The sequence below is a fragment of the Bacillus sp. ok061 genome, assembly GCF_900108285.1.
Lineage (GTDB): Bacteria > Bacillota > Bacilli > Bacillales > Bacillaceae_G > Bacillus_A > Bacillus_A thuringiensis_S.
This window is the reverse complement of the sequence record NZ_FNUW01000002.1, coordinates 66435-84603: the sequence shown is the minus strand read 5'-3', so window position 1 is coordinate 84603 and position 18169 is coordinate 66435. Positions and strand designations below refer to the sequence as shown.

Genomic DNA, 18169 nt, shown 5'->3' with positions numbered 1-18169 from the left:
ACACTCCCATTCTTAGAACTTCTCAGCAAATGCAATTGCAAAATTACTGCATTTTTCAACATCCTCTTCATCTTCTGGAGCTAATTCAATTTTCAGCCCTTCTTGTACAAGCTCTGCACCGCGTTCTACAAGACGCTCTTCAAATATCGTTACCGCTTCACAAAATAGTTCATACGCCGTATCACCTGATCCGAATACCGCTACCTTTTTCCCAGCTAAATCTATATTTTCTAAGTCCTCATGAAAATCTTCCGCTTCAAATGGTAATTCACCATCGCCCCACGTATAAGATCCTAAAATGATTCCATCATAAGCTAATAATTCTTCAGCATCCATGCCTTCCATTTCTTGCAATACTACTTCATGATCAAAAGCATCTAAACTAACTTTAATTAAATCAGCAATACTCTCTGTATTTCCTGACATACTTGCATAAGCGATTAAAATTTTTGCCACTTTGGCATCCCCCTCTAACAATGAATGATTCTCATTCTCATTATATTAATAATGATAATCAATTTCAATTGATTTTTTCTACTTTTATTTACATTTCACATTACTTATTTCAAATAAAGTGAAACTTTAATGAGTGGGAGGTTTGTTCATCCCCCACTCATTATTAGTTGAACCAATCGGACTTTTACGGGCAGCAGGGCCCCCACCTAACTTCTTTGCTTCCGCTGAATTTTGAGGTGGGGGTCTTACTGCTCGGCAAATAGCGGGATAAATAAAAAAGCACAGATGACTATACAATCATCTGTGCTTTTTTATTACTTTTTAAAAATACCAAAAGGCTTTCCTACTGGTAAAACAACTTTTCCGAAGTGTGTATTTAACACTGCTGCTGCTGAACCATAGAACGATAATAATGAAATAAGAAGTTCAGAATATGCTGCTAAATTATGCATTGCGTGCGGCATAACACCTAAAGTACTTAATGAAAGACCAATAAATAAGAAATCAATAAGGACGAAGATCATAAATAATACTTTATGTGTTTCCATTGCACCAATCGTCATAAAGATTGTGAAAATCAAATATCCGATAAAGGCTACACCAAGCTGTTTTGAATCTGCAGCTTGTGCTAATTTTTCGCCAAATACTCCAAGTTGAATTAACCAAGTCATTCCAACACCTAACCAAAATAGGCCGTACGCACCAAATGCTGTCGTACCGAATGTATTGTTATGCTTTGCATCGTGAATGCAAGCAAAGATTTGTGCAAATCCTCCTAAAAAGATTGCCCATGGTAATACAAGTGAAACGCCATCTGTTAAGCCTAACTTTTGAGATGATGCTACAAGTGTTACCATCGCTAATCCAAATAGACCAATTCCAGATGGATCCGCTGTTGTCATTTTCACATGATGTGTAGTAGTTTGATTGCTCATATAAACCTCCTGATTATAAACATACTCGAATACAATACTTAAATCAGAAGCCTATGTCAATGGTTTTTTTTGTATGTTGTCAGACGTTATATTTTATAATGATTAAATATATTTCCGACTACTTCATAAGGTTTTATATTCACTTTTTCCAACTCTTTTATCGGTATCCATAACGGAATATAACTTCCTCTACCTTCCCGCTGAAATTCCTCAGCTGTTCCGTTTCCGAACACTCCGCCTGTAATATAGGCAGCATAATAATATTCATTTCCTTTATATTTTACCTTTGCAATAAGGTGCTCCACTTTTATATGTACCCCTAATTCTTCGTATACCTCTCTTTTCGTTGCTTCTTCAGGCGTTTCACCTTCCTCAATCCCTCCTCCAGGAAAAACATAATATGTTTCCTCTTCTCGAATACGTTTTATAAGAGCGATTTTTCCTTCCTGTACAATGATAGCCGCCCCGCGATTTCTTATCATGTTATTACCTCAATTCGAATCGCGACTGTTTCCCACTCTTTTTCTTGTTCTTTCGTATATATTTTGTATGTACTTTCTAACATTTCCTCTAAACTATCATTTTCACAATCCAATAATTTTTTATCGATTTGTTCATACATAGCTTTAAAGCTCTCGTATCGCTTTATTTCCGTTACTTTTACCGTCATCATTTCTGTTGTCGTAAGATTCGTAAATACGATTTCATCGCCTTTGTTTATTAGTTGACGTTTTTCATCGTATAGGCGTACTTCATATACTTTTTTTCCTGATTGAATTGACTGAAACGGTTTATTATATAAACCCATTTCGTATCGCATACATCCCACTCCCTTTTGTTCATTTCACCTATAAATACAGTTCACATTACTACATCTTGCATATAATATTCCATACGTATCGCTTAATTGAGAAAGGAGGCTGAAGAAGCGTGTTATATTTAAATCAAAAACCTGAATATAATAAATATGATATTGGTGATTATACTTATAGTAAAGTAGGGCCAACCATTTTTTCTTGGAACGATGAAACAAAATTAAAAATAGGTAAGTTTTGTTCATTAGCAGAAGAAGTCGTTTTCATACTTGGCGGTGAACATCGCGCAGACTGGATAACAACTTATCCATTTAATGCACTTTTTGATGAAGGAGCACATATTACTGGTCACCCTTCTTCAAAAGGTGATATCGTAGTCGGCAATGATGTATGGATTGGTTATCAATCCTGCATTTTATCTGGTGTTACAATTGGTAACGGGGCCATTATCGGCGCCAGAAGCGTTGTTACAAAAGACGTACCCCCGTATGCAATTGTAGCTGGTAATCCTGCAAAATTTGTTCGATATCGTTTCCCGCAAGAAACGATTGACAAACTAGAGAATCTCGCATGGTGGGACTGGGACATTTCTGTTATAAAAGGAGCCATTCCATTACTACTCTCCGACAAAATCGACGAATTTTTCACCTCGCCCGAAAAAGAATCTACATGATAAATACAGAAAGAGCATCCGGAAAAAAGGATGCTCTTTCTGTATTTATTTTTTATTTATTTTTTATTTATTTGCAAATGATTACACGGAGAACATTGAAATGGAATTTTATCTAAGCAATTAAAGTTTGTTTCGCAAATTTGTTCAATCGTTGGAACAAATGGAATGACAACTATGTTACTTTCTACTATTTGTGTAACAGGTGGCAATACTGTGCCTACTTGATGTTCAAAACGAATACTCGCTTGATTTATATAATTTCCTGAACCATTTGGCGCGCTCTGTACTGCTACTTGGAACGAAACTGTCCTTGCTTCACCAGGATTTAAACTTCCGATAAGAAACCCTACTGCCGGGCTTACATTCGGCACTGGCGTATTATCAACCGTTACACTTCCAGGAACAAATCGAACACTACTATCTAACATATCTTGAAAACGAATATTTTGCATTACAGTATCACCCGTATTTGTGATGACTGTCGTAAACGTAATGACATCTCCAATTGTTGCTGCCTGTAAATCTGCCGTTTTTACGACTGTCGTTGAGACATTTTGAGGAATAAACGGGATAACAACTGTATTACTATCACCTTCAACTACTACTGGCGGCTCATTCGGATTTACAGTTGCGAGCCCATTCGCTGTAGCAGTATTTGTAACTAAATTATTTACTTGCCCTCCTGTTATTACAACTTGGAAATTAATAATTGCTGCATCATTTGGCTGAAAATCACCTAACGGAATACCAGTATTCGGATTAGCAAATGGAAGAGGTACATCATTTACCGTTACCGTACCATTTATAAATAGCGTATTCGGATCAATGATATCTGTTAACACAATATTGGTCACAGGAACTGTACTATCATTTATAACAGCGATTCCGTAAGTGACAACATCCCCTATCATTGCTACTTCAAAGTTTGCTCCTTTTGCAACAAATAAGATTGCAGTATTTACCGTTACAATAACTGTATTGCTCGTGTCCATCACTGTAACTGGCGGCTCTCCTGGTACTAAAATATATTCTGCTAACGCTCCAGCAACGTTTACTACTGTTCCACCATCCGGAAAACTTGTAATCGTAGCTTCATATGTTACAAGTGCCGTCTCACCAACTGGTATATCAGGTATCGTAAATCCAATCTGCGGATTTAACCCCGGTTGCGGAACCCCATTTATCGTTACACTATTTGGGACGAAATCAGCTTCCTGAGATAGCACATCGATAAATTGAACATTCATTGCATCAGCAGTACCAGTATTTAATATACGAACAGTATACGTTACCTTTTCTCCTACGCCAACAACTGAATGATCTACTTCTTTTAGCATATCTAAGCTGCCTCTATTTACCGGCGTAACCGTCGTATTACTTGAATTTGTAATTGTAGACGGAGGTTCTCCTGGAATCAATTCGAAATCACCCGTTACTCTTGCTGTATTCATAATGCTACTAGAAGGCGGAACTGCGATTACATTTACTTCAAATGTAATTAATACGCTATCCCCTACTGCAAGATCAGGCAATGCAAAGCCTACAAATGGATCTAAACCTACTTGCGGAATCCCATTTATTTGTACACTTCCAGGAACGAATTCTAAACTAGGTGATGGAACATCGATAAACTGAACATTCGTTGCTGTTACCGTTCCCGTATTTGTAACTTGCACACTATACGTTAACGTATCTCCTAATCGTGTCGCTTCTTTATTTACAGATTTTATAACGCTGAATCGTCCTCTATTCACTCTAGTTATCGTCGTATTACTCGGCTCTGTTACTACAACCGGTGGCTCTCCTGGCACTAAAGTAAAGCTTCCTGTTATATTTGCAACGTTCGTAATTGTTCCTGATGACGGGATGTTTGTAACTGTCGCTTGAAACGTCACTATAACTGTTTCACCTACCGGTATATCTCCAACTCCAAATCCAGTAATCGGATTTAAGTTTGGTTGCGGGGCTCCATTTATCGTTACACTATTTGGTACAAATGACGCCCCTGCTGAAATGGTATCAACAAACTGAACATCATTAGCTGTTACTGTTCCTGTATTCGTTATTTGAATCGTATACGTTAATATATCTCCAACGAGAGTAGCAACCCTATTTACTTGTTTAATAACATTAAATTGCCCTCTATTTACAGTTGTAAGCGTTGTATTACTCGGTTGGTTTACTATAACTGGTGGTTCTCCTGGTACTAATACAAAACTTCCCGTTACATTTGCCGTATTGGCAATTGTTCCGTTTGTTGGCACACTAACAACAGTTACTTGGAATGTGACTTCTACACTTTCACCTGGATTTATATCTGGAAGCGGGAATCCATTATTCGGATTGAATCCAGGTTGTAACACACCGTCTATCGTTACACTGTTCGGCACGAATGCTATAGAGGAAGGTAATACATCACTATATTGAACATTCGTTGCTGGCACTGTCCCTGTATTTTGAACAACTGTTGTATATGTGATTGTATCGCCTACTGCAACAACCGGCTGACTTACTGATTTTAAAACATTCAAACCAGGCTCATTGATTTCTGTTAATGTCGTATTACTTGTCGTTGTTTCCGTAATAGGCGGTTCTGTTTCACTTACAGAAAAAGTAGCTGTAACGTCTACAAAGTTAACAATCGTTCCACCTTCTGGTATGCTTGTAACCACTTCCTGATATGTGACGAGTACAAAATCATCTACAGGTATATCTGGAACTGTAAAACCAATGAAAGGATCTAATCCTGGTGCTGGTACCCCGTTTATGCTCACGCTTCCTGGTACAAATGCTACACCGGTGGAAGTAGTATCGATAAATTGAACATTCATCGCTGGCACTGTTCCGAAATTAAAAATCAATACATCATACGTTAATATTTCTCCTACAGTCGCTACTTCTTTATCTACTAGTTTCAATGGAAAAATCGAAGCTATATTAATTGTCGTAACGACTAAATTCGTTAATATCGTTTCCGTAATCGGTGGTTCCTGCGGATTTGGTTGTGAAGTAAATGTAACGTCTGCATCATTTAATATGACTTCATTATCTGGAATTTCTGTAATCGTCACTTGGAATGTTACCTCAATACTTCCACCAGCAATTAATAATGGCGTAACTGCAAATCCTATTTCTGGATTTAAACCAAGTTGCTGCACTCCACCTATCGTTACACTATTTGCGACAAATGTTGTTCCTTCTGGAATGACATCTTGGAAGAACACATCTGTAACAGGGATAATCCCTACATTCGTTATTAGCACAGTATACGTTAATACATCCCCAACAGCCCCAGTTGCAACATCAACTGTTTTTGTTGCTGTTACTTCACCAGGAGGAGGTAATGGGATTGTAACTACCGTTGTATTACTTGAGTTCGTTGTTGTTACAGGTGGTTGTAAAGGATTTAATAAGAAAGTGGCTGTAGCAGATGCTGTATTTAATACTGCTCCACGTGTAGACGGTGCAACTACCGTAACTTGGAACGTTACTGTCAAGGATGTTCCAGCTACAATATTAGGAAGTGGGAAACCAACATTTGGGTCAAATCCAGGTTGTGGCGTTCCATTTATCGTTACACTATTTGCTACAAATGTTGTTTCTAACGCAATTGGATCAATAAAAGAGACATTCGTTGCTGTTACTGTACCGTTATTTCGAATGGCAACAGAATACGTGTAAGTTTCTCCAAGTGCTGCTTGTTGTACAGATGAAGATTTTTGTATATTTAACTGTGCTGTGTTTACTTGCGTCACTACAAAATTACTATTTGTAACAGTCGTTATTGGAGGGTTTGCTGGATTTATAAGAAAACTTGCAGTAACGTTCGATTGGTTTCTTATATTTCCACCGCTCGGAACACTCGTCACTGTAACTTGAAACGTAATCGTAGCCGTTTGCCCGACCGGAATATTTGGTACCGGGAAACCTGCCATAGGATCCGCGCCTTGCTGTACGACTCCATTTATCGTCACACTATTTGCTACAAAGGCAGTACCAGACGGAATTGGATCTTGAAAAACAATATTCGTTGCAGAAACAGTTCCTGTATTTTGAATAAGAATCATATACGTTAACGTATCTCCTACACCTGCTTGTGGTGTATTTACACTTTTTATTACATTAATTGATCCTACATTCACTCGTGTCACAACGGTATTACTAATTGTTACAATTGTAATTGGCGGCTGCAACGGGCTTACTTGAAAATCGGCAGTGACATTTGCATTATTCGGAAGCGCCCTATTTGGTGGTACACTCGTGATTGTCACTTGAAAAGTGACCGTCACCATACCTCCTACTGGAATATTAGCAAGTGGAAATCCAGTTGTTGGGTTTAAACCTGGTTGAGGTGTCCCGTTTATTGTTACACTATTCGCTACAAACGTTGTTCCAGATGGAATCGGATCAAGGAATGATACATTTGTCGCTACTACCGTTCCACTATTTTGTATAGCAACTGTATATGTTAGTGTATCTCCTACACCTGCTTCAGTAGCACTTACACTCTTCATTACATTTAGCCCTGAGGAATTCACAACTGTCATAACAGTATTACTTGGAACCGTCACAGTAATTGGTGGCTCTGTTGGATTTACAAGGAAATCTCCAGTGACATTCGCATTATTTACAACATTATTTCCTTGGGGAATTTCATCAATTAACACTTCAAACGTAACAATTAGATTCGTGCCAGTAGGCAAATCATTTAATGGGAATCCAAGTTCTGGATCTACTCCTTCTTGTAAAACACCATTAACAAATACACTGTTTTCAATAAATAATGTCCCTTGCGGAATTGAATCTTGGAAAAATACATTTGTAGCTGGTACACTACCTGCATTTATGATTTCAATTGTATATACTAAAACATCCCCTACCGTTGCAACATCCGTATTCACTGATTTCACAACTTCAAAGTTCCCTGATTGTACAGTTGTATTCACAATATTACTCGGAACATTGATTGTTACGGGTGGTTCACTCGGATTCACTTGAAAACTTGCTGTTACATTTGCTTGATTTAAAATATCTTCATTTTCTGGATCCTGTACAATTAATACGTCAAATGTGACTACAACTGTTTGAGCCGCAGGAATATTAGGAAGAGGAAATCCAGTATTCGGATTCAATCCACTTTGTGTTACTCCATTAATTGTTACAGAATTTGCAACAAATGAGACAGCGGTAGAAATGGCGTCTTGGAAAACCACATTTGTTAACGGAACGTTTCCTGTATTTTGAACGGCAATGGTATATGTTAAAGTGTCCCCTACTGCCGCTTGTGTTGTATTCACTTCTTTTATTACATTTAAACTTCCTGTATTAACTTGTGTCACAACCGTATTCGTTAGTCTATTAATCGTCACTGGCGGCTGGTTCGGAATAACGACGAAATTAGCAGACACATTTCCGCGATTCGCAATCGTACCGCCTGACGGCGTAGATGTTACTCGTACTTGAAATGTAACAGTCCTACTTCCAGCAGGAGATATATTGGCTACCGTAAACCCAGTCGCTGGATTTGCCCCAGGTTGTAAAACCCCGTCCACAGTCACACTATTTGCGATAAATGTCGTTCCAATTGGAATCGGATCTTGAAAAATAACGTTCGTCGCAAGTACATTTCCTGTATTTTCAATTGTAACAGTGTACGTAAGAACGTCATTCACTGTCGCAAAAGCTCTATCCACTGTTTTTCTCGTTCTTATATCAGCTATATTGATAGTCGTAACTACAGTATTACTTGTCGCTTGCCCTGAAACTGGTTGTTGACCAGGAACTGGAGTAAAGGTAAATGTTGCACTTGCACGATTGGGAATTGGATTGACAAGAGGATTAGATGTTACTCGAACTTGAAAGCGCACTACAGTCGTTTGCGAAGCATTAATACTTCCTAGATTAATACTACTTGCTGGATTCGCTCCTGGACGTGCTACGCCATTCACTGTAACGCTATTTGCGACAAATGTTGTTCCAGCAGGTATACTATCAACAAAAAGAACATTGTTTGCAGTAACGTTTCCATTATTTGTGACATTAACTGTGTACGTTAATACATCATTAATTGTTGCGGTCTGTAAATCTACAGATTTTTGCATACTTATAGTTGCTTGATTCACTGTCGTTTGTACTGTATTTGAAGAAGACATACTAGTAATAGGTGGACTACCTACAAAAGGACGGAATTGATATGACACCATTGCACGATTTGAAATAGGATTTGGGTTTGGGAACGATGTTATTCGCACTTGAAATGTAACAACTCTTTGCGTGTTATTTGGGAGTGTGCCTAAATTAATTCCATTAGCAGGGTTCGCATTCGGCTGTGTTACTCCACCTACTGTTACACTACCTGTAACAAACGTCGTTCCGTTCGGAATACTGTCTTGTAATATAACATTTTCTGCGCTTCCTGTACCTGTATTAGGAACTGTAATTGTGTAGGTAAGAATATCTCCAACTCCTGCAACTGTTCTATTGACCGATTTAACAGGATTAATAATTGGCCCCGTTGCATCAATTTGAACCCCAAAACCAGCTGCAGCATATCCATCTCCATTAGTAACGAATCGAACCGTTGCTGACGTTTGATTATTTACTAATGATGCAGAGGCATTTACATTTGTAATATCCCACCCTTGTCTTCGAACGGCTAAAGCTATCCCTAAAGGCTGATTCAAATCTCCAAACGTTCCAGTGGTATCTAACTCTCCAATGTCGTTACAAATTTGTGACTGAAAGAAATTATTTGCGGGGTTTCTCGGGCCGGATAATGCAACTGTAGCATTTGCATTCGGTCCAAAGCGAAGTTGATCTCCAACAATGTTAGAATCACCTTCTTGAGCAGTTACGAGCACTCGTCCTGTTACAGCTCCTGTAGCTGGAGTAGCAAATCCTGAAATAGTAGCATCAACTGGTGGTGATGAAGCATCAATAATTTCTTGACCTGCATATACTGACAAATTTCGAAGTGGTAAACTGGCATTTTGATACACAACCTCAAGCGTCCATCCAGCTGAACGACTGATTGTTGGGTCGGCTGAAGTTCTTGCAGCTGGCACAGCACCCGTTGTATATGTTCCTGCTCCACCTGCACTAACAAGATTCGTTACATTGGCAGAGCGAGCATAATAAAACTGATTTCCTACTGAACCTTGCTGCGCGGTAACAGGATCTGGCGTAACAGAAAACGTTCCTGCTGGCGTTGTAAATGTAATGTTATCATTTAAAAATGGTAACACATCTTCCGTATCAGTCCGGAAAGTACCAGCCCAAACTAATTCTGCATATAACACACTGCTTCCCGCTGGAAGATTTAAAATTGCACTTGAAGAATTCAATTGCCATTCATCTGTTGTCCCTGCTGGGAATCCTGGTACTTGTAGCGCTGTATTTACTGTCGTAAACACAGCAAGTGTACCAAAAATATTACCTGGTGCAGGTGATGTAGGGCTAAGTCCCAGCGTATTCCCAGTGAACGTGACGGCACCAGGTACTGTTGTCGTAAAACGATTTATAAAAGGCACACAATCATCTCATTTCATTTATAGTAAAAAGTGCTCTATACTATAAAATGTAGACAACCTATGGGATGTACGTTGTCCAACAAAATTCCGCACATATGAGAGGAGTTTATAAAACTATGCGCTACGTTATTATAACAGGAACTTCACAAGGTTTAGGGGAGGCTATTGCCACGCAATTGTTAGAAAAAAATACAACTGTCATCTCTATTTCTAGAAGAGAAAATAAAAAGCTTACTAAACTTGCAGAGCAATATAACAGCAATTGTATTTTTCATTCCCTAGATCTTCAAGATGTACATAACTTAGAAACTAACTTTAAAGAGATCATTTCATCTATTAAAAAAGACAATGTATCCTCTATTCATTTAATTAATAATGCGGGTACAGTTGCACCTATGAAGCCAATTGAAAAAGCTGAAAGCGAACAATTCATTACGAACGTTCACATTAATTTACTTGCACCTATGATTCTTACATCTACGTTTATGAAACATACGAAAGACTGGAAAGTAGCTAAACGTGTTATAAACATTTCATCTGGTGCAGGAAAAAATCCTTATTTTGGATGGGGCGCTTATTGTACAACGAAAGCTGGTGTAAATATGTTTACACAGTGCGTAGCAACCGAGGAAGCAGAAAAAGAATATCCAGTAAAAATCGTCGCTTTTGCACCTGGTGTTGTTGATACAAGTATGCAAGCACAAATTCGTGAAACAAATAAAGAAGATTTCATAAATTCGGACCGCTTCATTGCATTAAAAGAAGAAGGAAAACTATTATCACCTGAATATGTTGCGAAAGCTATTCGTAACTTACTAGAAACTGAGGACTTCCCTCAAGGCGAGGTTATTAGAATTGATGAATAACAAAAAGGCGTGCTATTTTAGCACGCCTTTTTGTTCTACTTTTCTAAAAATATGAGCACAGACTCCGCAATCTGTTCATAACCGATTTCTTGATAAATTTTATTAGATGTCGGATTCGCTAGATCAGTATATAACGTAGTCGTCTTGTAACCTTCATCTAACAAACGTTGACTAAGTGCCGCTACACACTTAGATGCGTATCCCTTTTTCCTTGCTTCTTTCGGCGTATATACAAAATTAACTGTTATATTATTTTTAGTTGGTCTCGTTTTTGCAGCTACAGAAACGAGTTTTCCGTCTACTTCTAGACCAAATAAACGATGAGTAATGATTAGTGTATGTGCCGTTTGTTTTGCTTCTTCTTTCGTAATAGGAAGATTCACATCTTCGCAAAATTGATAAATCCACTGTTCTATTAATAGTAGCTCATCACTACCTATTTCTCGAAAAGCCCCATCCTCGGTCCACTTCTTCTTAACTTGTTGTAATGCATACACACCTTGCTCCATTACAACATTCGTTTTCTTATTTTCTAACACGGCAATCTCTTCCGCTAATTTCTGTACAATTTTCTTATTACCAATCAATCCAGGAACATTTGAATATACTTTTGTTAATTTTTTTGCAAGTTCCACGATATCCTCTTCCTCAATTTCAGACGTAGCAACAATGATTTGTTTCTTTTCTTCTGTTTGAAGAAATACAACTACAATTTCTTCTCCTTGTTTCGCTATCCCCATAAATATCGGTTGTTGGACCATTTGTAATACACCTAATATGAGATTATTTTCCTGCTCATTCTTTTCTAAAAATGGTGTAACCTCTTCTTTAAAATTAAGAATCTCTTCGTATACATGTAATTGAATCATCGACAATCTCTTCCCTCTATTTATAGTTTCATTAAGTATTGGCGATTAATTCATTAAATCCCTCTTTTACGATTCAATACTATGCGAAGTTAACATATTCAAATCAGTTTCAGCTTGTAAAATTCTCTGTTTTTCTTTTTCAAATACCTCTTCTTCTTTTTGAAATGACTCTTTTCGATTTTTAATCATACGCTCCATTTCTTTTTTACTCGGTCCACCGTATACATTTCTTTTTTGAATAAATGCTTCTGGCGATATAATTTCATTCCACTCTTTTTCTAATAAATTTATTTTAAAATGTTCTTGCAAATACATATTTACCTCTTTGAAGTGTAATTCATGTAGTTCTTTTTTCTGCTCCAATGACATATTTGCAATAGCACTTGCTGCATGATGAGCATGCCGAAATGGAATTTCATAATTTTTTGTTAAAACATCGGCGAAATCCGTTATCGTTATTGCATGTTTATAGGAACGACTTTTTAACGTTTCTTCTTCTACTTTCATCGTTCGGATCACTGCATTCATCATACAAAAAACACGAATTGCCTTTTCAATCCCTTTATATAAATATGGCTGCAAGTCATCTTCCGTATCGACAATATCACCAAATGGTGTATTATGAATCATTTGAAATACTGTAAATGCTTCTCCTAAAGCGCTACTCGTAATCGCACGGGCATGTTCAATGGAAACTGGATTTCGCTTTTGCGGCATAATGCTACTTATTTGTACATATGGCTTTGCAATAGTAATACCGTCATATTCTTTCGTTGCTAACAACAAAAAGTCATGAATCCATCTACTCGTATTCGTCATCATTACCATAAGTAGCGAGCTAACTTCTAATAAATAATCTGCTCCGGCAACAGCATCATATGAGTTCTCAATTACATTTGTAAATCCAAGTAGATGAGCAACTCGTTCTCGTTTAATCGGGAAACTTGTTGTAGAGAGTGCAGCCGCCCCCATTGGAGACTGATTTAAAAGCTGGTACGTTTTTTTCATTCTTTCTAAATCTCTTTGCATCGTATCATAAATTGCTAAAGTATAATGACCAAATGTTGTTGGCTGTGCTGGTTGTGTATGTGTATAAGCTGGCATGATCGTTTCCTTATGATCAGCAGCAAGTTGCAGTACACTTTCTTGCAATACCAAATGATGTTCCATTAATCGTAATACATATCGCCTTAAACTCATGCGATACATCGTTACCCCCATATCATTTCTACTTCTACCAATATGCATATTGCTTACAAAATGGCATTTCGCTTCTTGAGAAATTAAATGTTCGACTAAAAAAAAGAGATCTTCATGCTGCTTTGTATATAGCAATTGATCTTTTGGAATTCCCTCTACCTTTTTAAGAGCGTTTAATATAACTTTAGCTTCTTCCTTTTTCATTAGACTTTCTTCAGTCAGCATCGTAATATGTGCTTTATGCACTTGAAACATATCTTTCAATAAGTAATTTCGTTGAAAATCAAATACATGTTGTAATACACAATCCACATATGTTTTTCCAGGGAAATCAGCGCCTTCACTCTTTATAAACTCTTCCTTACTCTGTTTCATCACCTTTTCCCCTCTCACCTAAGTATTACTACCCATCATACCCAGAGATAGGAAAAAAGTGCTTGTACATAAAGTGAAACTTTAATCAGTGGGGGTTTTCTTCATCCCCCACTGATTATTAGTTGAACCAATCGGACTTTTAGGGGCAGTTGATCCCCCACCTAACTTCTTTGCTTTCCCTGAATTTTGAGGTGGGGGTCTTACTGCCCATTAAAGCGGGATAAAAATAAACTCGGTGCTCTCTGCACCGAGTTTATTTAATAAAAGTTGCATCATACTTATCACTTTGCAACACTTGGAAATGTAAGTTTGCTAAATGTTTCCGTATTTCTGCACTGTCGTCCTCATTTAAATTATTGGCTAAAAACACTATTTCTGTACAGTTCCCGCGTTTATCCATCGCATAAACTGCTTTTGTAACTGTCCATGGCGTATAGCCATTTTTTTGCCCTGCATGTCTAAATGTTTTACGATATTTTTTAGCGCTCATATCTGTTTCAACGATATTCGCCCACACTTTTTCTTCAGCTTCTGTCAAGCCACCTTTATGGTTTGCCTTTTGAAGTAATACCATATAATCATTTGCAGAAGCTGCTGGTAATCTATCTGACCAAATTTTGTCGTAACGTTCCTCTAAATAAAGCGGAATTTCCTTCTGTAATAATGGTCCCTTCTTCTTTAAGCGTTCATGAATAATCATCGCATATTCACGATATTGCTCTTGAGACATTTCTTTTAACTTTTTCTCTATTTTATATTTTGGAACATGTAATTCTTTATGCAAATATCCTGGGATATACAAAGATGAAACGATTGGAAATAGTGGTTGATGTGCAGGAAGTGATAAACTTTGTAAATTTCGATTGATGTTATCTAATCCTAACAATTCCATTAAGTATTCAGCATTTGCATTCGAACTAAACTTAACCATTCCTTTTGCCACTTCTTCTAAAGAAACCGCTCCTTCAGTTATCTTGCCCGTCTTCTCCAAATACTTTTGCCATCTATCTTGTGCACCACCATCTGTATTCGGTACATAATAGCGATTCACATCATTAATCGACACGAAACTAGACGAATCAATTTTCCCTTCAGTAACTTGTTTCGTATATTCAAGCGCCACAATTAATTTCATCGTACTAGCAACTGGCAATACAACATTTGGGTTTACAGAATAAACAACTTTATCATTTCTCTTTACTAGAAGCGCACTATTTTTTTCATCTTTATGTTCTTCAATAAAAGATGCAATATACTGTGCATCATCATTATTTGAACTCCATACTTTTTTCACTAAAAAGTTACCCGATATTAGCAAAACAAAAATACCCACAATTACTGCGCATACTATAGTTTTTTTCAAGTAAAATTCCTCTCCTATTGTGTAACTCTTCTCTATTTATCATTTAAAAACAAAATAATGGAGATGGTCATTTAAATAACCATCTCCATTATTTTAACTTGTATGCTCCTATTATGTCTACGTCATAAATTTCACAAAATCCTCAAGAAACTTTTTATAGTGTAACGACCAACCAATTCGCACCCAATTTTTTAATGCTTTTGCATCAGGTTGAGGCCGAAAATCAGCAATACTCTCTCCTTTTGCAATTCCAGCTGTATCTACATCGACACGACGATATACATAATCTAAAAGGGATGGATTTGCCGCAACCATCATTGTAACGACGTCATGCACTGGACTTCCTTTTATTTTCGGATTTAACTTTCTATAAGCTTTATAATAATACGTAAATATCGGCTCGATTAACTTATTAAAACTCGTTTTAGAGTGTTTCGTAATATATTTTACCATTTCCGGCGTAATAATTGCTTCAGATGTAACGTTAAGTGGCACTAATGTCACATTTTTGGCATTTTGCATAACTAGTTGTGACGCAATGGGATCACCATGAAAATTCGCCTCTGCGACTGGTGTTACATTGCCAGGCATTAAGAAAGCACCGCCCATTATATAATATTCTTTCACATACTTCATCATCGGCTTTTCTAAAATAAATGCTGTCGCTAATGTTGTTGATCTACCAGCATCGACTATTATTAATTCTCCTTTATATTTTTCAAGAAGATCAAAAAATGTACAAAAAGGCTTTATATTTGGCGAAAAAGTTTTTGGAGGTTTAATTGGTCCTAAACCGTCTGCCCCATGAATTTCTGGATAATACGTTGTAACATCTCCGGATAAAGGAATTTTCGCACCATTAATAACAGGTATATCTTCCCGTCCTGCCATTTGCAATAAATATGCGGCATTACTTGTCGCCTTTTCTTGTGTTACATTCCCATATCCCGTTACTACCCCAACAATATCAATATCAGGATGCAACAATCCATACATAATCGCTAAAGAGTCATCAATTCCTGGGTCTCCTAAAAATAACACTTTTTTCATCGACCTCAACTCCATCTCCTCAGTTGTTATTAACTTATGAATAAACGTGGATATACAGAATAAAAAAGAACAAATTCATACGAAAAAACGCAGTCTTATAAGGACTACGTTTTTCAGCTAACCTATACTGTTTTTTTTACAGCACTCATACTTCCAATAACATAAGCGATAAATGCAAAACAAATTGGGAAGACAACTGTATGTATACCGAACGGATTTGGATAGAAAAGATGAATACACATATATGAACCTACTCCAACGAAAATGGAAGCAAGCGCTCCTGTAGCATTTCCTTTTCTCCAATATAACCCTAATACGATTGGCCAAATGAATGCTGCTTCTAATCCACCGAAAGAAAATAAATTTAGCCATATTAAAAAATCTGGTGGTTTAATCGCCGCTGCATAAACGAGTAGTCCTACAATACCAGTAATCCACAAACTTCCTTTTTTTATCGTACTGTCTGCTGCATCTTTATTTATGTAATTTACGTATATATCTTTAATAATTGACGAGCTTACAAGTAATAATAAAGAGTTTACTGTAGACATAATCGCTGCCATTGGTGCGGCTAAAAAAACTCCAGCTAACCACGGTGGTAACACTTCCATCGCAAGTAGCGGCATTACTTTATCTGGTACCGTTATACCTGGAAGTACTACTCTTGCAAATACACCTGTTAAATGCATACCGATCATAATTGTGCCAACGACAACGGTTCCAATTATTAAAGCTTGGTGCATAGCTTTTGAATTTTTATAAGACATGGCACGCACGCTAATTTGCGGTAAGCCTACAACGCCAATTCCAATTAAAATCCAAAATGATGTAACATATGATTTTGTTAAACTGCCATCTGCTCCGAATGGTGTAATTAACTTTGGATTAATTTGAACAAGTTCCTGCATAATCTTTTCAATTCCACCACCAGCAATGACAGTAGCAATTAAAATGATTGTTGTTCCAACTAACATAATGATTCCTAATAATGTATCTGATAGAGCAACTGCACGAAATCCACCAATTAATACGTACACAAGTACAGAAAAAGTAAATAAAAATAGTGCTGTTGTATACGATAGACCCGTTAGTGACTCGATTAATCGACCACCGCCGACCCACTGGGCTACTGTCGCTGAAAATAAAAAGATAATAATACATAACGCAGAGAGTATAACAACTGCTTTATTATTGTATCTCCCTTTTAAATAATCGATAAGAGTAATTGCTTCCATCTTCCTAGCGATAATTGCAAACTTTTTACCGATAACCGTTAAAACGATATACCCTGTTACAACTTGAATCGCAGATAACAGTACCCATCCAAGCCCCATATTGTAAGCAATACCAGGGCCACCAATAAAGCTACTTGCACTACCGTACGTAGCAATCATTGTCATCGCTAATAATAAACCGCCTAGCTCACGCCCACCAAGAAAATATTCTTGTAAAAATTTATTATGAGCAGTCGCTTGCACGCGTCTTGAAGCATATACACCAATTAAAAATACAACGATAAACGAAATTATCATTGGAATGATTACATACCAATTCATCTACTATTCCTCACTTTTTTCTTCCTCATCGAGTGAAATATCTTGAAATACAAAACGAACAACTAAACTAAGTAAAATAACCATAACGATAAATCCAACGATACAGCTATAAAAAAACCATGCGGGAAAACCTAATACATATGTATATTCATTCGGATTTTTACTACCAAGCCCATAAGCAAATCCGTACCATATTATAAAATTAATAATAGCAAGTCCAAGACCAATTAACGCTTCTCTATGGGCTATTCGAAAGCGTGGATCATCATGATAATCTTTCATTTTCACCCCTCCTCTCACGATGTATTATTGTACCATTGTTCTTCTAGTTTTTCCTACTAGAAAGCAAAAACAAGCAGGATTTTTTATAATCATATAGAAGATTCTCTTACATTACATATTTTTTACAATTGTAACACAAATGAAATTTGAATTTTCAGTATTTATTAATTATGATTTTAATTAGAGGCTTTCCATCTAGT

The 18169-nt window shown here is 37.0% G+C and carries 13 protein-coding genes; 2 read left to right on the top strand and 11 right to left on the bottom strand.

The window, feature by feature from the left end:
* Positions 1-12: 12 nt before the first annotated feature.
* The 4 genes from C4S65_RS03045 to C4S65_RS03025 all read right to left on the bottom strand — a co-directional run bounded on the left by C4S65_RS03045 (position 13) and on the right by C4S65_RS03025 (position 2211).
* Complete coding sequence (locus C4S65_RS03045) at positions 13-456, bottom strand: flavodoxin (protein WP_001062758.1); 444 nt, start codon at positions 454-456, stop codon at positions 13-15.
* A 314-nt stretch (positions 457-770) separates the two neighbouring features.
* Positions 771-1391, bottom strand: a complete 621-nt coding sequence (locus C4S65_RS03035; RefSeq protein ID WP_000070938.1) for a GPR1/FUN34/YaaH family transporter — start codon at positions 1389-1391, stop codon at positions 771-773.
* Between the two features lie 86 nt (positions 1392-1477).
* Positions 1478-1873, bottom strand: a complete 396-nt coding sequence (locus C4S65_RS03030) for an NUDIX domain-containing protein (RefSeq protein WP_000620828.1) — start codon at positions 1871-1873, stop codon at positions 1478-1480.
* Positions 1870-2211, bottom strand: a complete 342-nt coding sequence (locus tag C4S65_RS03025) for an ASCH domain-containing protein (protein ID WP_086407532.1) — start codon at positions 2209-2211, stop codon at positions 1870-1872. The genes C4S65_RS03030 and C4S65_RS03025 overlap by 4 nt, the downstream gene beginning before the upstream one ends.
* A gap of 110 nt (positions 2212-2321) precedes the next feature.
* On the opposite strand from C4S65_RS03025, the gene C4S65_RS03020 reads away from it, so the two are divergent.
* On the top strand, positions 2322-2879 hold the full coding sequence (locus C4S65_RS03020; RefSeq protein ID WP_000966307.1) for a CatB-related O-acetyltransferase: 558 nt from the start codon (positions 2322-2324) through the stop codon (positions 2877-2879).
* A gap of 56 nt (positions 2880-2935) precedes the next feature.
* On the opposite strand, the gene C4S65_RS03015 is transcribed toward C4S65_RS03020, so the two are convergent.
* Positions 2936-10408 carry a DUF11 domain-containing protein gene (locus C4S65_RS03015; RefSeq protein WP_086407533.1) on the bottom strand — a complete coding sequence of 2491 codons (7473 nt, stop codon included), beginning with the start codon at positions 10406-10408 and terminating at the stop codon, positions 2936-2938.
* A gap of 116 nt (positions 10409-10524) precedes the next feature.
* Here C4S65_RS03015 and C4S65_RS03010 point away from each other — a divergent pair, with 116 nt between their 5' ends.
* Complete coding sequence (locus C4S65_RS03010; protein WP_098838348.1) at positions 10525-11274, top strand: (S)-benzoin forming benzil reductase; 750 nt, start codon at positions 10525-10527, stop codon at positions 11272-11274.
* A gap of 35 nt (positions 11275-11309) precedes the next feature.
* On the opposite strand, the gene C4S65_RS03005 is transcribed toward C4S65_RS03010, so the two are convergent.
* The 6 genes from C4S65_RS03005 to C4S65_RS02975 all read right to left on the bottom strand — a co-directional run bounded on the left by C4S65_RS03005 (position 11310) and on the right by C4S65_RS02975 (position 17969).
* On the bottom strand, positions 11310-12143 hold the full coding sequence (locus tag C4S65_RS03005; protein WP_000615388.1) for a GNAT family N-acetyltransferase: 834 nt from the start codon (positions 12141-12143) through the stop codon (positions 11310-11312).
* A gap of 66 nt (positions 12144-12209) precedes the next feature.
* A complete protein-coding gene (gene argH, locus C4S65_RS03000) occupies positions 12210-13718 on the bottom strand; it encodes an argininosuccinate lyase (RefSeq protein ID WP_000813975.1) in 1509 nt (502 codons plus the stop codon).
* Between the two features lie 253 nt (positions 13719-13971).
* Positions 13972-15081, bottom strand: a complete 1110-nt coding sequence (locus tag C4S65_RS02990) for a serine hydrolase (protein ID WP_000751366.1) — start codon at positions 15079-15081, stop codon at positions 13972-13974.
* 117 nt (positions 15082-15198) lie between these two features.
* Complete coding sequence (locus tag C4S65_RS02985) at positions 15199-16131, bottom strand: nucleoside hydrolase (RefSeq protein ID WP_000756466.1); 933 nt, start codon at positions 16129-16131, stop codon at positions 15199-15201.
* Between the two features lie 122 nt (positions 16132-16253).
* Positions 16254-17687, bottom strand: a complete 1434-nt coding sequence (gene panF, locus C4S65_RS02980) for a sodium/pantothenate symporter (RefSeq protein ID WP_001104816.1) — start codon at positions 17685-17687, stop codon at positions 16254-16256.
* A gap of 3 nt (positions 17688-17690) precedes the next feature.
* Entirely contained in the window at positions 17691-17969 is a 279-nt protein-coding gene (locus C4S65_RS02975; protein WP_000656239.1) for a YhdT family protein, read from the bottom strand.
* Positions 17970-18169 lie beyond the last annotated feature (200 nt).

Bases quoted from the DNA above. Each gene is read 5' to 3' on its own strand.
- C4S65_RS03035 (WP_000070938.1), bottom strand. From the start codon at position 1,391: ATGAGCAATCAAACTACTACACATCATGTGAAAATGACAACAGCGGAT.
- C4S65_RS03030 (WP_000620828.1), bottom strand. From the start codon at position 1,873: ATGATAAGAAATCGCGGGGCGGCTATCATTGTACAGGAAGGAAAAATC.
- C4S65_RS03025 (WP_086407532.1), bottom strand. From the start codon at position 2,211: ATGCGATACGAAATGGGTTTATATAATAAACCGTTTCAGTCAATTCAA.
- C4S65_RS03010 (WP_098838348.1), top strand. From the start codon at position 10,525: ATGCGCTACGTTATTATAACAGGAACTTCACAAGGTTTAGGGGAGGCT.
- C4S65_RS03005 (WP_000615388.1), bottom strand. From the start codon at position 12,143: ATGATTCAATTACATGTATACGAAGAGATTCTTAATTTTAAAGAAGAG.
- argH (WP_000813975.1), bottom strand. From the start codon at position 13,718: ATGAAACAGAGTAAGGAAGAGTTTATAAAGAGTGAAGGCGCTGATTTC.
- C4S65_RS02985 (WP_000756466.1), bottom strand. From the start codon at position 16,131: ATGAAAAAAGTGTTATTTTTAGGAGACCCAGGAATTGATGACTCTTTA.
- panF (WP_001104816.1), bottom strand. From the start codon at position 17,687: ATGAATTGGTATGTAATCATTCCAATGATAATTTCGTTTATCGTTGTA.
- C4S65_RS02975 (WP_000656239.1), bottom strand. From the start codon at position 17,969: ATGAAAGATTATCATGATGATCCACGCTTTCGAATAGCCCATAGAGAA.